The sequence below is a fragment of the Anaerovibrio sp. genome, from assembly GCF_045637405.1.
Taxonomy (GTDB): Bacteria; Bacillota; Negativicutes; order Selenomonadales; family Selenomonadaceae; genus Anaerovibrio.
Map to the genome: position 1 here is coordinate 17,733 of NZ_JAZTZI010000117.1, position 13,898 is coordinate 31,630.

A 13,898-nucleotide genomic window follows, 5' to 3' on the forward strand; every position below is an offset into this window, starting at 1 on the left:
ATGAAGAAAAGCTGAGAACATAAGGCATTCTCAGCTTTTGTTCTGTTGGATTTTGTGTGGAGTATAAGAGATATTATTTATAAAATTAAAATTTATAAGTGAAATCGTTGGGGGATAATACATAATGGGAATCTGTAAATTTGTAAGTGCGTTGAATAGATTAAGAAAATCTTCAAGTGAATCAATTGATAATGTTGAAAAATTTGATGATTTTAAATTATATATGCATGTTCCTAGAACCGCAGAAGATGATCTTAGGAAGATTTTGAGAAAGGTAAATGGCTCCAGCAAAAAGAGCCTAATTCTTTTATGCGGGAGTGCGGGAGATGGTAAATCTCATTTATTGTCTTATTTGAAAAATGCAGATTCTGAGAAGCTGTTAGAGGGATACACGATATTCAATGATGCAACAGAAAGTAATTCGCCTTCTAAAACGGCGATTGAAACATTGGATGAACTTCTTACTTCTTTTAAAGATGAGAATTTAGAAGAACCAGGGAATAATATTATATTGGCTATTAATTTAGGTGTTCTTAGTAATTTTGTGGAGTCACAATACGAGGAATCTTATTGGAACTTAAAAAATTATGTAGAGAAAAATAATATTCTTGCTTCAAAGGTAAATGATACAAAAGATGATGCTGGTGGACATTTTTACTATGTGAGTTTTTCGGATTACCATATGTATTCGCTAACTGAAAATGGTGCAAAAGCGGGATATATAGAAAAACTTTTGGATAAAATTTTTGGAAACTCCGATGATAATATTTTTTTGAAATCCTATGAAAATAATTGTGTGAGTTGTCCTCTTTCTACAAGATGTCCTGTAAAGAAAAATTATGAATTTCTTATGGCAGGGGCAAATCGGCGATTTATCGCCCAACTGTTGATAAAGGCTATTATAAAAGATAAAGTGATTTTAACAACAAGGGAAATCCTAAATTTTGTTTATGATATTCTAGTTGCACAAAGTTTCAGTTTTAACCAGAATCAGAGCCTGATTAATGATTCGTCGTATCTTAGGGAATTTATGAAACAAGTAACACCATCACTTATATTTGATTCATGTGATGTGACTCCATTGATGAATACAATAAAAAAATATGACCCATTGTTGATCAGGTCTGAGCAAGCGGATGAAAAGGCTATAGCATTTTATGTTAGTTCCCATATTTCCAACGATATATGTGAGGTGATTAAAGATACGTCATACAATAGCATCTTTAATAATCCAGTAATGTTAAAAATAATTAATGATGATAAAAATCTTAGAGCTGAATTTTATAATTTTTTTGTACGCGTAAATCAAGTAGAAAAGCAGTTGGAAGAAGATGCAATATATGATGAATACATACATAATCTTTATTGGTTTAATGCTGGAAAAGTAAAAAACTTAAGTAAGCTTTACTCAATGATAGAAGTTGCCGTCAATCAATGGTGTGGAAATGATCAAGAATCAAACCTTTGCTTGAATAGCGGATATAATGGATTTTCTTTATATGAAGAAGTTAACTTCAACCCATATGTGGAACATGTACCTCAGCCTGAAATAACTGATGAGATATTTAGATTTGTGCCGACCATATCAGTGGCATTTATGGACGAATGCAACAATACGATTATGTTAGATCTGGATTATTCGTTGTTTGAGTTAATTTATAAATTAAATTTTGGCTATATACAGACAGCAAATGACAGAAACAATCATGCTGATTTTATAAGTTTTGTAAACAGGATGTTACAGACTGGATCATTGACCAAATTGTTATCAATAGTCTCGGAAAACGGTATAAAATCAAATCTTTCAAAGGGAACATTTGGCTATAAATTTAAGGTGGTAAAGTGATGGAATATATTTTCAATGAAAGTAAATTTATTAAAAGTTTTAGTGTTAAAGAAGAGTCAAGGACTCTCACGCATAGGCATGGTGAAGAATTTAAGCTATTTCCTTTTAAAGCAACTTCAAAGAAAAATGATCCAATTATTACTAATCTAGAAGATGTTGTAAGCGCATTTTTTAGAGAGGTTCATGGAACAAAAACAGCAGAAATAGACTTTGATTCATTATTTAAAGTGATTTTAGATGACGTTGAAGTTGATGATAATGATATTGATACATTCAAGGATATTATTAAAAATTTTTTTTTCGTAGGAAATGATTTTGTTGCTAAAAGTCTTGGGCTATATCCGTATCAATTAGTTACTTCTAATAAAAGTGTAGATGGTTTGGCACACTTTCTGTTCTCGGTATTTGGGCTCAATTCAGAGGATTGTGATTTTATAGAACAGGTAAAAGATAAGTATAAAATCAATGTACTTGAACGCTTGGTAATAGGTGCTATGGAACATAATACTGTTTTATCAGAAGATAATAAAGCACCGTATTTTCGTATAAAAATAAATATACAGGAAAAATTTAGGGATGATTTTCGTTTTATGTTGGAATATGGGATGACTTCACTGGACGATTTTTCAAATTTATTTTCACTGTATTATTTTTATTATGTGTCACAGACTTGTATTACATTAGACAGATTTTGTGCGGGTGATCGTGATAAAATGGTCGAGTTCTATTATGCCTTGGATTGGGAAAAAGTTAGTAAGAATCGATTGTGTTGCACATCTGGGTGGGAACAAATTCAAGCAAGTATAAATCACATGTTTAGTCATGCCATTACATTGGAAATACTTAATCAGACAAATTCTGAAGATGCTTGGGATTATATTGAATTCCAAAAATATGTTAATAATCACAAGGACGAAGATAAAATCGTGTCCAATGAAATTAAGAAAGCAGAAAAAATATATTGCTCCTATATAAGTGATTATAATAAATTTGCAGATATACCAATTAATGAATGTAAAACACAAACAGAGGAAGCTATAATCCATTTGTTTAAATGTGTAAAAGCACAGTTTGAGGAAACAGAACGAAAAAGAGCAAGTCAATCCTATAGTGAAAAATTTAGCGATTTTTGTAAGCATCGGTGGATTAAAAATAGGAAAAAATCTGGATTAGTATTAAATCTCACAGAAAGAGATATTATTTTTCTGACTAAGATATCATTGAAAAACAAGGAAAAAATTCGCTTGAATGATCTATATAAAGAATATGAACGTAGAGGAATATATTTAGATAATAACTCAAAAGAACACTTACAAGAATTTTTTACTAAATTAAATTTAATAGATAAAAAGAGTGATAGTGGAGATGCACAATATGTTAAAAGAATTTTATGATTTTATTGCCAAAAAAATAAACTATTATTTCCAGACGGTAGCCTCAGATAGAATATTGTTAAAGGGTGAGAGTTTTTGCTTGAAACTTGATGATGAGGATATGGTTGAAAAGGTTACTGAGAGTCTGAGAAAAATAGCTGAGATGAATAACTCTATAGGTGAATTCTCTTATAGATGCGGCGACGGAAGCATATATAAGACATTTTCGCTTAAAGTAATGGACAACCAGGTTATTATCGCATCGCAAATAAATGGAATGTCAAACGACTTTTTATGTGCAACATTAAGAAATGCAGCAAATGACCAGCAAATTCCATTACTTATGATTTCCTCAAAATTAATAGATAGTGCAAAAAGTGGATCTAGGGATCTTTCAGCTAGCGGAATGCCTTTTCATGCAGATGAATTAATGTGCGAAATTAGAGAAATGGTGGATGGGAGTACACAACTGACAGAGACAGAGAAGAGAATCTTAAAATTTGAAATAGACCGCCGGGATAATGACGTATTTAGTGATAAAGCATCAATATATGAATACAGTGATTTACTTGCTATAGTAAGTAGTGGAAAAATAGATAAAACACATTTTGCTGGGTTTCGATTATTTCCGATTGATGGTAAAACTCAATATCAGAATTATGGGAAAAAGCAAATTGATAAATTAATAAATGAGAATAATATTTTATTTGAGAAAATTGATAGAGGGATACGTCTTGGAAATTTAGAGTCAGAAATAGCAAAAGATTTTGAGGAATCATACATTAATAAGATGGAGCGAGCACAAAATGAATATTTGGATGAATGGAGTAGTTTGTTTCCCTATGAAGACTTATTAGAGGCTATGCAAAAAAAACAAGCTAAGCAGGAAAAACCATTAAAAATAGATGATAGCGATATTACTGTTTATGGCGATGAACCATGTAATGAATTAGTTTTTAATGAACAGTTTATTATTAGATGTGAAGGCTCACAAACAGCTAAAAGACGAAGGAAAAATTTGTTCATTTTCAATCCTGAGCATTACTCAAAGATATTTTTGAAAATTAATTGTAATACAAAAATTGCCAATAGCAGCATAGTTAAGGATGATGCTGATTATAACAAAAAAGGTAATTATATAATTTTTGAATTTTCCGGAGATGATATTTCATTCCATGAGATAGGAATACAAGATGAATCAAATGATATAAGATATGTGCTTAAGCTATGTATAGTTGATATTAAAGCAGACTACTTGCTTTCTACTTTAAAGCATAGTTTTAGCTTAAAAATTAGTAAAGATAGGAAAAAAAGTAAGGTTAAAATTGCCGGGGTGGGGACAAATCTGGTTTTTAATCCAAATGGAACAGATATAACTCCTCAGCCACTCGGGGACCACGATATTTATAACTGTAGCATAGATCAACGGCTGATATTATATTCAACCGAGGAAGAATTATCAAATTATAGTACTGGTATCAATATAGGTATTAATTTTTCTGGTTTAGTAGTACCATTTACTTTGTATCCGGATGAAGCAAAAAGTATTGAGATTACTGGTAAGAAAATTTTAAGGGATAAGTACGCTACAAAGCGAAGTTTCCAATATGATGATGGCGCAGTTTTTAGTGATTCGCAAGAATATTTTGTTAAAGCCAATTTGTTGAAAGAGCTGAAGGCTGAGCAAGAAATACTTGATGGGGAAATTTTTTACGGTGTATGTAAATCGTTTTACAATAATGACGTTACCAAAATTGAGAGCATAGAACTGAATATTGATAACAGGCTTTCATCAGCATATTTAAATTTATTGAGAGTTCTAAAAAAAGAACGTACTGTTCCTTCGTTGGCGTATTTAGGTGATTCTAAAATCTATGACTTAGCTTTGGAATATGTTAATGCGTTTGAAAACTGTTATGATGGGCTGGCTAATGGAACAAATTTAACTGTTGAACAAGAAAATGCATTATATTTAGGAACAATATCTGTTGGAAAAAATAATGAAGAAATATTATTTACCCCATTGCACCCATTGAATGTAATGTATCAACTTACTCTGCTTAAAGAAAAAAATATAGACTGCGCATCAGATGTTGTTTTGGAGAGGCTTAATTCTATCAATCTGCTGCCTTATATCCAGAGAAATAAGATGATTTATAAGGTATCAGATCGACTTTTTTCTCAAGAATGGAAATATTATGCTCCAGTTGAAAATAAAAAGTATCGGGGAAGCAGACGTTATGTTCCAAAATTAGTTGAAGAAAAAATATATGAGTTTACATCACATTTTAGGTACATTTTCAATGAAATCAACAATAGGACTGTACGTATCAACTTAATTAATATGGGGGATTGTAGCGAAGTTTTTGTAGGTATAGCACAGTTCTTTATTCACGCGATTAATAGAAATGCAGATATAGATAAACTTATTAGATTGGAAATTCATATATATGGAAATGATATAAATGATAATGCATTCGCACATATAAAAGAGTACACAGTACTCAAGAATTATTTGGATGATTTAAAATTGTATATTGAGAATGGTACTTCCATGAATAATTTGGATGGAATTATGTCGAAGAACATAGAATGCTATTTTCATAATGATAATGGTACCGACTATGTATATTCCCATATCACGTTTTATGAAATGGAGTCTGAAATTACCTCCGAAATCGCAACTATGAGTCAGATTGAAACTGGGGTATCGCTTGGGGGAATTCTTTCGGGAGTACCTTCTAGTAAGTATGGGCAAAAATATAGAACGGGGTTTGGCGTAAAATATGCTAATCTGAATGACCTTACGCAATTGGCCATGAGGTATAATTCTTTGATGCAGGTGGAAAAATCAGGGAATCCTTATTATACAGAAAATAGTATATCAACTCAGATAGATAAGCTTGCAGAAAAAAAGATGGATTATATTTATAAAAGCTCCAATTGGGTTGTATTTGTAGATCCTAAAGTTGATTTAGATTTTTTTACTGAGAAAGAAGCTACAAGTGATTTATTAATCATTCATTATAGTGATCAATATACATCTAGTAGCGGATATGATGCAATTACAGTTACTCAAAAGTCTAAGCAGTATTCACAGGTAATAATGGAGTATCTAAATAGTAAAGGCGTAGAAGCTGATACAATTGATGTAAAAAAAATTATCAATCTTTTTAATGCAGTTAATGGAGATTGGCTTTTACGATTAGTTTCTTCAAAAAAAGCCAATAACGATTCTACATTTAGTCGTGAAAAAATAAGTATTGTTGCAGCTATAAAATTTATGCTTGCATATCTTAGACATGACGATATCATATGGGTTCCGGTTTCTCTTGAGGAAATGCTTCGTGTATCTGGTGGAGTAGGGTTATCGAAAGAAGATGGTATTTTATCAGCTAAAAATCTAGGATTTGAAAAAGGACCAACAAGTGATGACTTGCTTTTTATTGGGTTAAATATTAGTGAGGCCCCACGAAAGGTCTATTTATACCCGATAGAAGTTAAAACTGGAAATAATGATAGTACAGTGATTGAAAAGGCATTTAAACAAGCTTCTTCCACGGCTGATGGCTTACATAAGGCTTTTAATCCAGGTGGAGAGATAATGGAAACCATTCTGTACAAAGTAAATCGTAATTTCCTCATGCAGCTGTTGATTACAAGCTGTAAAAAGATGCAGGCATATCATGTTGATGACTCTCAGGATTGGAATAAGGTATTAGATACTTATAGGGAAGTGCTATTAAACGAAGAATATATCATGTCTGACGACATTAAAGAATTACTTGGAAAAGGTGCCGTTTTGTCATTTCGTAAGTTGCTTGTTTCAAGAAAAACCTCATTTAAAGAGGAGTCAATTAACTTTATTGAAATACCTGAAGGAGACGAATTTGGACTTATATTAAAAGATGTAATTAATATTTATGATACAATTCGGGAAGATAAGAATGATAACCTTTTCCTATTGAGTGAACATTCAGTAAAGAATCTTACAGGTGATTTAACCAAATTAGAAGTAGAAAAATATAACCCTGAATCTGAACTAGATACAGATAATAATGATGTAGAAACAGAGGAAAACGTCACTGTTTCTACACCAAAAGATAAATATACCGATGAACCAAATGATAATTTGGATGTAGACGAATATCATGGTATGAGTATTATATTTGGGACAAATAAGCAGGATGGCAAGGATGTAGTTTGGGCTCCAAATGATACTAACAAAGTATTTCATACAAACACAGGTATAATTGGGACAATGGGAACGGGTAAAACTCAGTTTACAAAATCTTTGATTACACAACTATATAGAGAGCAAAAAAATAATGTAGAGGGTAAAGAACTTGGGGTGCTGATATTTGATTATAAAGGAGATTACAACAAGAGCAAGGAAGATTTTATCAAGGCCACCAATGCAGAGATATATCCGCCATATCATTTACCTTTTAACCCTTTGTCTCTTATAAAATCTGCAGTTTTTAAGCCGTTGCTTCCTACACATACGGCAAATTCTTTTAAAGATACACTTTCGAGGGTTTATAATCTCGGGCCTAAACAACAAAATATTTTACTACAATGTATTTTAGACACTTATAATGCAAATGGTATAATTCCAAACAATAAAGACACCTGGGGAAAAATTGCGCCGACATTTGAACAGGTTTATCAGCGGTATATCAATGATGATGAAATTAAAAAAGGTGATTCTTTGTCTGCAGCATTGGACACGATACATATGTTTGAGATTTTTCAACCGAATCCATATGAGACGAGGTCTTTATTTGAGTTACTTAATGGTGTAGTAGTTATTGATCTATCAGGCTATGATCCAAATATACAAAATCTAATAATAGCAATCACATTAGATTTGTTTTATTCGCAAATGCAGGCATTAGGATCAAGCAAGATGCAAGGTAATTATAGGCAACTAACAAAGTTTATTCTTGTAGATGAAGCAGATAATTTTATGAGTAAAGGTTTCCCGGTGTTAAAAAAAATATTAAAAGAGGGAAGAGAATTTGGCGTTGGAACTATTCTTTCTACACAGTTTCTTACGCATTTTGGCAATGGGGAGGATGATTATTCAAAGTATATTTTAACCTGGGTTGTCCATAATGTTTCTGATTTAAAAAATTCCGATGTGGAGTTTGTTTTCAAATCAGAAGCAAAAGGAGTAGAGAACCAACAGATATATAATTCAATAAAAGCTTTGGAAAAACATCACAGTATTATAAAGATTGGAAATAGCAAACCCATCTATTTAAAAGATAAAGCTTTTTGGGAACTGTATTCAGAACTGAATTGACGGTGTTATTAGTGAATGCTATACTTAAGTAGACTACTTAAGTATAGCATTTTTTATGGAGGGCTTATGGATTATGCTTACAAATTTCCTGTAGTAATCGGGGTACAGGCAGGACGAAAATATTATATTGCAATGGTTCCTCTTGAAATGATTTCTAGGCTTTTTCCTAATGAGGAGGAGTATGTTCTACCAGAATACAGAGCACAGAGAAAGTTAAATGAGTCGAGAATACCAGTTATTAGTAGATATATAACAGAGAATAGGGATTCATATGTCTTCTCAGCGCTTGCAGCGTCTATTGATGGAGAGTTTGAATTCCATGAAACACGAAAAGGTATGGGCACAGGAATTCTTGAAGTGTCAATGAATGCACGATTCCTTATAAATGATGGACAACATCGTAAGGCAGCTATACTTGATGCACTATGTGAAGATGAATCGTTGGGAAAAGAAACTATTTCTGTCGTATTTTATGAGGATCAGGGCTTAGCAAGGAGTCAGCAGATATTTACAGATTTAAACAAACATGCGGTAAAAACTTCTAATTCTATTTCTGAATTATATGATTCGAGGGATGAATTAGCAGTAATAAATAGAAATGTATTGTCACAGGTTCCTTTTTTGAATGATTATACAGACAAAGAACGGGATATTCTGGGCAAGTTTTCGTCCAATCTGTTTACTCTTAATACTTTTTATGTCGCAAACAAAAGAATCATTGGCAATTCAAATTTACATAATAATACAGAACGATTTTTGATAAAATTTTGGGACAGTGTATCTAAGAATATAGTTCCGTGGAATGAGTTATCCCGTAAGGAAATAACGAAGATAGATCTAAGAGAGAATTCTATTATTACACAAGGGGTTGTTATTCAGGCATTTGGCATAATAGGTTCTTTTTTTTATAATAATACAGAAATATCAATGAATAAATTTCTTTCGAGACTTCAGGTAATTAATTGGAAAAGAAATGCTGCTCAATGGAAGCTTAGAACAATTCGCCCAGATGGTAAAATAATAACTAGCAATAAGGCAATTAAGCTTACAGCAATTCAGATTAAAAAAGAGATAGGACTTGATCTAACTGAAGAAGAACAAGAGAAAGAAAAACTTTTTTTGAAATCTATAAATATATAATCTTCGCAGTGGATAATAATGAGTAATTATATTTTTTAAAAATTAAATATATTAATATCTATCCATCGTAAGCTTTGATGCCTTCAGATAAAGAAAAATTGAAAGAAGTTTTTAAAAGTCAATAATTATAGAGTGATTAAGAGGATAAGATGGAAGAAAAAAGTATAAAAAAAAATCATGCTGTATCTAAAGCAAATCTGAATGGACTAATGAATATCATAAGGAACCTATATTTAGCAGATGATATACCGTGGGTTATAGGCTATTCTGGTGGCAAAGATAGCACAGCTACTTTGCAACTTGTATGGTATGCATTAAAAGAGCTTCCAAACAATAAATTGAATAAAACAGTGCATATTATGCACACAAACACATTGGTAGAATCACCAGTAGTTTCAAAGTGGGCATACGATTCCATTGAAATTATGCAAGAAAAGGCTAAAGAAGATGGGCTGCCATTTGAAACCCATATTCTTACACCAGAGGTTGACCAAACATATTGGGTGAATTTAATTGGGAGAGGATATCCTTTCCCGCGAAAAAAAATTAGATGGTGTACAGACCGTTTAAAAATCCAACCTGTAAATAAGTTTATTCAAAGTAAAATAGCTGAGCATGGAGAAATTATATTGGTGATTGGCACAAGGAAAGCCGAGAGTCAAAATCGAGCTCGTACTATGGCTAAGTATGAAAAGCTTCGTGTTCGGGAATTGCTTAGTCCGAATCCTTCACTAGCTAATGAACTTGTTTTTTCACCGTTAGAAGATTGGACAGATAATGACGTTTGGGCATTTTTAATGCAGTACAAGAATCCCTGGGGATACTCCAATAGGGATTTGCTGACTCTCTATAGGGGGGCAACAGCAGATAATGAGTGCCCTATTATGCATGAAAGGAATCTTCCAACGTGTGGAAAAAGTAGATTCGGATGTTGGGTGTGTACCATGGTAGAGCAGGATAAGTCTATGGCGGCAATGATCATGAATGATGAGGAAAAAGCATGGATGACACCTCTCTTGGATTTTAGAAATGAGTTTGGGGATGAGCGTCAGGATAGAGGGAGAAGAAGTTTTAGGAAGATGAATGGTTCTATTTTTGGCACATATGAACGCTTACATCATGGACCATATTTAAAAGAGTGGCGGGAATATTTTCTAAGAAGACTTTTAGAAATACAAAAAGGAATTAATGAGAATGGGCCGGACGAGTTCAAGAATCTTGAGCTGATTACAAAAGACGAGCTCCGTGAAATTAGAAAGATTTGGGTTATTGATAAACATGAGTTTGATGATTCGCTTCCAAGGATATATGAAGAAGTAATTGGGGAAAAATATATTGACCCACAATGGCTTGGCTCAAAAACTTTTGGCCAGGAAGAGTGGATATTACTTAAGAATGTTTGCAAGGATATTGCCCCGGACGAAGAATTACTATTTGAAATGGCGTATACACTTTTGGATAAGGAAAATTACTCAAATGGTTTAAATCAAAGAAAAGGTATTTTGAATAGTCTTGAAAGGACGATTAAAAATACTTTTTACAAGAATGAAGCAGATGCTACACAATATTATTCTAGTAGAGTCAATCGGAAACAGGAATATGGTGGAAAATTTAATGAGAAGTTTCTGGAGCATATTGATATTTCACCAGATGAATTAGACACGGATAATGAGGACGAATGATGATTATTAAAAGAGTGGTTTTGCATAATTTTGGCGTATATGCAGGTACAAATACTTTTAAATTTAGTGGAGAGAGACCGGTTGTATTGATCGGCGGAATGAATGGCCGAGGTAAAACGACTTTTCTAGAGGCAATTCTTTTGTCATTATACAGCTCTAATTCATTTGCATATACTGAAGGAAAGTTTTCTTCTTACGGGCAGTATTTGAAATCTTTTATAAATAAAGCTGATGGCAGTAATCAAACATATGTTGAATTAGAGTTTAAATTAAATGAAGATGAAACATATATAATACGAAGAGCTTGGAGGGGGGATGTAAAACGTGTTCGTGAGGAAATTAATGTTCAAATGAACGGAGATTATAATTCATTCTTAACAGAGAACTGGTCAATGTTTATTGAAAATATTTTGCCAAGTGCTCTTTCTAATTTTTTCTTTTTTGATGGTGAGAAAATCGCTATGTTGGCTGAAGAAGATACTGACGAGCAGATGAAAGAATCTATTAGAACGCTCTTAGGAATCAATATTGTTGATAAGCTCGAAGGCGATTTGAAAAGGATAAGCATTAAGGCAAAAAAAAATAATGCCGCTAAATACGCTGAACTAGAATCGAATAGACTTAGAGCTGCAAAAGAAGATGCGGAGAATAAATTGGAAGAACTAGATTTTAATGTTGCTTCCATGAGTGAAAAAATAATCAAGATAGAAAAACAACTTGAGGTTGAAAGAGCCAATTATACTACTAAAGGTGGGGATATTGTAGGAAAAAGACAAGAGTTGTTGCAAGAGAGGGCATCTGTTTATGCAAAAATTCAGAATGATAATGAGCAATTAAAAGATATTACGGCATCTGCATTGCCTTTGTTAATGACTAAGGATTTGTTAAGGAAAATTGAAATTCATGCAAAAGAGGAGCGTCAGAGCAAAGAAATGAGCTTGCGGTAAAAAAAGTAACTGAATTATATAATGCGTATTCACATGATAATAACTCAGATGAAGTGGCTCAATTTATGAGATATATTGAGTCTAATATAAAAAAGCGGGAGGTAGAGAATTTATATCAATTATCGGATTCTTCATATTACCAGGTGTGTTCTTTGAATGATTCGATTTTATTTGAACTTAAGAAATTGACGTTGAGAACTTTAGAGGAAAAAGGAAAATTACAAGAAAAATTAGATGAAATTGATAGTTATTTATCTATAGAAATTGATGAGAAAGCAATAAGTAAGATATATAGGAAAATTATAGAATTAGAAAAGGCAAAAGCACGATTAGAGGTTGAGAGAGATAATCTTTTAAGACAACGTCCAAATTTAAATGGTGATGTGATAAAACTGAATGTTGAATTTAACAAATACGTAGAGGGAATGCTGTCTAATCTGGAGCTTAGCGATGATAACGATCGTATTGTTAATTATATTCATAAGGTGACAGAGATACTACAAGCATATAAAACTAGGCTTCAAAAGCAGAAGGTGGATCATTTAGCGGAAACAATGACGGCATGCTATAAGAAGCTAGCAAACAAAAAGTTATTGATTAGTTATATAAAAATGGATCCCAAAACGTTGGATTTCTGTTACTTTAATGATAAAAATGAGATTGTGCCTAAAAAAAGGTTATCGGCAGGTGAAAAACAGTTGATGGTAGTAGCCTTGCTGTGGTCACTCGCTATTTGTTCGAAGAAAAAATTGCCGGTAATCATTGATACCCCGTTATCACGATTAGATTCTATGCATAGAATTGCATTTATAAAAACATATTTCCCGAATGCCTCAGATCAGACAATTATTCTATCTACAGATTCAGAAATCTTTGGTGAGTATTATGAAGTTTTAAAAGAAAATGTTGGGGATGAATATACTTTGCTTTATGACGATGAGGCAAATTGCACATCTATTAAAAAAGGTTATCTTATGGAGGGTGCAAAATGGTAGTAAAACAAATCAAACTATCAAGTCAGTCGAAGGAAAAGCTTTCTCGACTGAAAGGTAAAACAGGAATAAAGAATTGGAATATCCTTTGCAGGTGGGCCTTTTGTTATTCTTTAAGTGAACGCACCTTGCCAACGGATATTCCTATAAATGCGGATAGTAATCTTGAAATGTCTTGGTACACCTTTGGGGGAGAATATAGCGATATGTACGAAGCCTTGATAAAAGGTTGGTGCAAGGATATGGGGCTACCAACAGATTCAGATAATATTGCAAAGTACTTTAGACTTCATCTAGAAAGAGGTATTTCCTATTTGGCGGGGACAAATTTCATTAAGAGTTTAGACGATTTACTTAAACTTGGGGTTGGTGAATAAGATGAGCGTTTACTTGGATTATAATGCTTCAACACCGATTGACAATCGTGTGCTTGATATAATGATTGATGTTTATAGAAATTATATTGGGAACGCGGATAGTAGGACGCATGAGTACGGTGATAGAGCTCGTCAGATTGTGGAACAAGCTAGAAAACAAGTAGCAAATCTGATGGGGGTGCGAAGTGATGAAGTGTTTTTTACGAGCGGAGCCACTGAAAGTAACAATATTG

General features: G+C 32.7%; 9 protein-coding genes. All 9 read left to right on the plus strand.

What is annotated here, in order from left to right; genetic code table 11:
- The first annotated feature begins 124 nt into the window (after window positions 1-124).
- The gene (gene dptF / locus ACKI5G_RS08290) at window positions 125-1,846 is read left to right on the plus strand and encodes a DNA phosphorothioation-dependent restriction protein DptF (protein ID WP_407399374.1); all 1,722 of its coding nucleotides are present in this window, start codon (window positions 125-127) and stop codon (window positions 1,844-1,846) included.
- The gene (gene dptG / locus ACKI5G_RS08295) at window positions 1,846-3,240 is read left to right on the plus strand and encodes a DNA phosphorothioation-dependent restriction protein DptG (protein WP_407399376.1); all 1,395 of its coding nucleotides are present in this window, start codon (window positions 1,846-1,848) and stop codon (window positions 3,238-3,240) included. The genes dptF and dptG overlap by 1 nt, the downstream gene beginning before the upstream one ends.
- The gene (locus ACKI5G_RS08300; RefSeq protein WP_407399378.1) at window positions 3,221-8,527 is read left to right on the plus strand and encodes a helicase HerA domain-containing protein; all 5,307 of its coding nucleotides are present in this window, start codon (window positions 3,221-3,223) and stop codon (window positions 8,525-8,527) included. Before dptG ends, ACKI5G_RS08300 begins: the two co-directional genes overlap by 20 nt.
- A 66-nt stretch (window positions 8,528-8,593) precedes the next feature.
- Entirely contained in the window at window positions 8,594-9,667 is a 1,074-nt protein-coding gene (gene dndB / locus ACKI5G_RS08305) for a DNA sulfur modification protein DndB (RefSeq protein ID WP_407399380.1), read from the plus strand.
- Between the two features lie 149 nt (window positions 9,668-9,816).
- Window positions 9,817-11,349, plus strand: coding sequence for a DNA phosphorothioation system sulfurtransferase DndC (gene dndC, locus ACKI5G_RS08310; protein WP_407399382.1), 1,533 nt, complete (start codon window positions 9,817-9,819; stop codon window positions 11,347-11,349).
- Complete coding sequence (locus ACKI5G_RS08315) at window positions 11,346-12,296, plus strand: AAA family ATPase (protein ID WP_407399384.1); 951 nt, start codon at window positions 11,346-11,348, stop codon at window positions 12,294-12,296. Before dndC ends, ACKI5G_RS08315 begins: the two co-directional genes overlap by 4 nt.
- A gap of 65 nt (window positions 12,297-12,361) precedes the next feature.
- On the plus strand, window positions 12,362-13,291 hold the full coding sequence (locus tag ACKI5G_RS08320) for a hypothetical protein (protein WP_407399386.1): 930 nt from the start codon (window positions 12,362-12,364) through the stop codon (window positions 13,289-13,291).
- A complete protein-coding gene (gene dndE / locus ACKI5G_RS08325) occupies window positions 13,285-13,665 on the plus strand; it encodes a DNA sulfur modification protein DndE (protein ID WP_407399388.1) in 381 nt (126 codons plus the stop codon). Before ACKI5G_RS08320 ends, dndE begins: the two co-directional genes overlap by 7 nt.
- Window position 13,666: 1 nt before the next feature.
- A partial coding sequence (locus tag ACKI5G_RS08330; protein ID WP_407399390.1) for an aminotransferase class V-fold PLP-dependent enzyme occupies window positions 13,667-13,898 on the plus strand: 232 nt, incomplete at its 3' end.

Bases quoted from the DNA above. Each gene is read 5' to 3' on its own strand.
- dptF (WP_407399374.1), top strand. From the start codon at position 125: ATGGGAATCTGTAAATTTGTAAGTGCGTTGAATAGATTAAGAAAATCT.
- dptG (WP_407399376.1), top strand. From the start codon at position 1,846: ATGGAATATATTTTCAATGAAAGTAAATTTATTAAAAGTTTTAGTGTT.
- ACKI5G_RS08300 (WP_407399378.1), top strand. From the start codon at position 3,221: ATGTTAAAAGAATTTTATGATTTTATTGCCAAAAAAATAAACTATTAT.
- dndB (WP_407399380.1), top strand. From the start codon at position 8,594: ATGGATTATGCTTACAAATTTCCTGTAGTAATCGGGGTACAGGCAGGA.
- dndC (WP_407399382.1), top strand. From the start codon at position 9,817: ATGGAAGAAAAAAGTATAAAAAAAAATCATGCTGTATCTAAAGCAAAT.
- ACKI5G_RS08315 (WP_407399384.1), top strand. From the start codon at position 11,346: ATGATGATTATTAAAAGAGTGGTTTTGCATAATTTTGGCGTATATGCA.
- ACKI5G_RS08320 (WP_407399386.1), top strand. From the start codon at position 12,362: ATGAGATATATTGAGTCTAATATAAAAAAGCGGGAGGTAGAGAATTTA.
- dndE (WP_407399388.1), top strand. From the start codon at position 13,285: ATGGTAGTAAAACAAATCAAACTATCAAGTCAGTCGAAGGAAAAGCTT.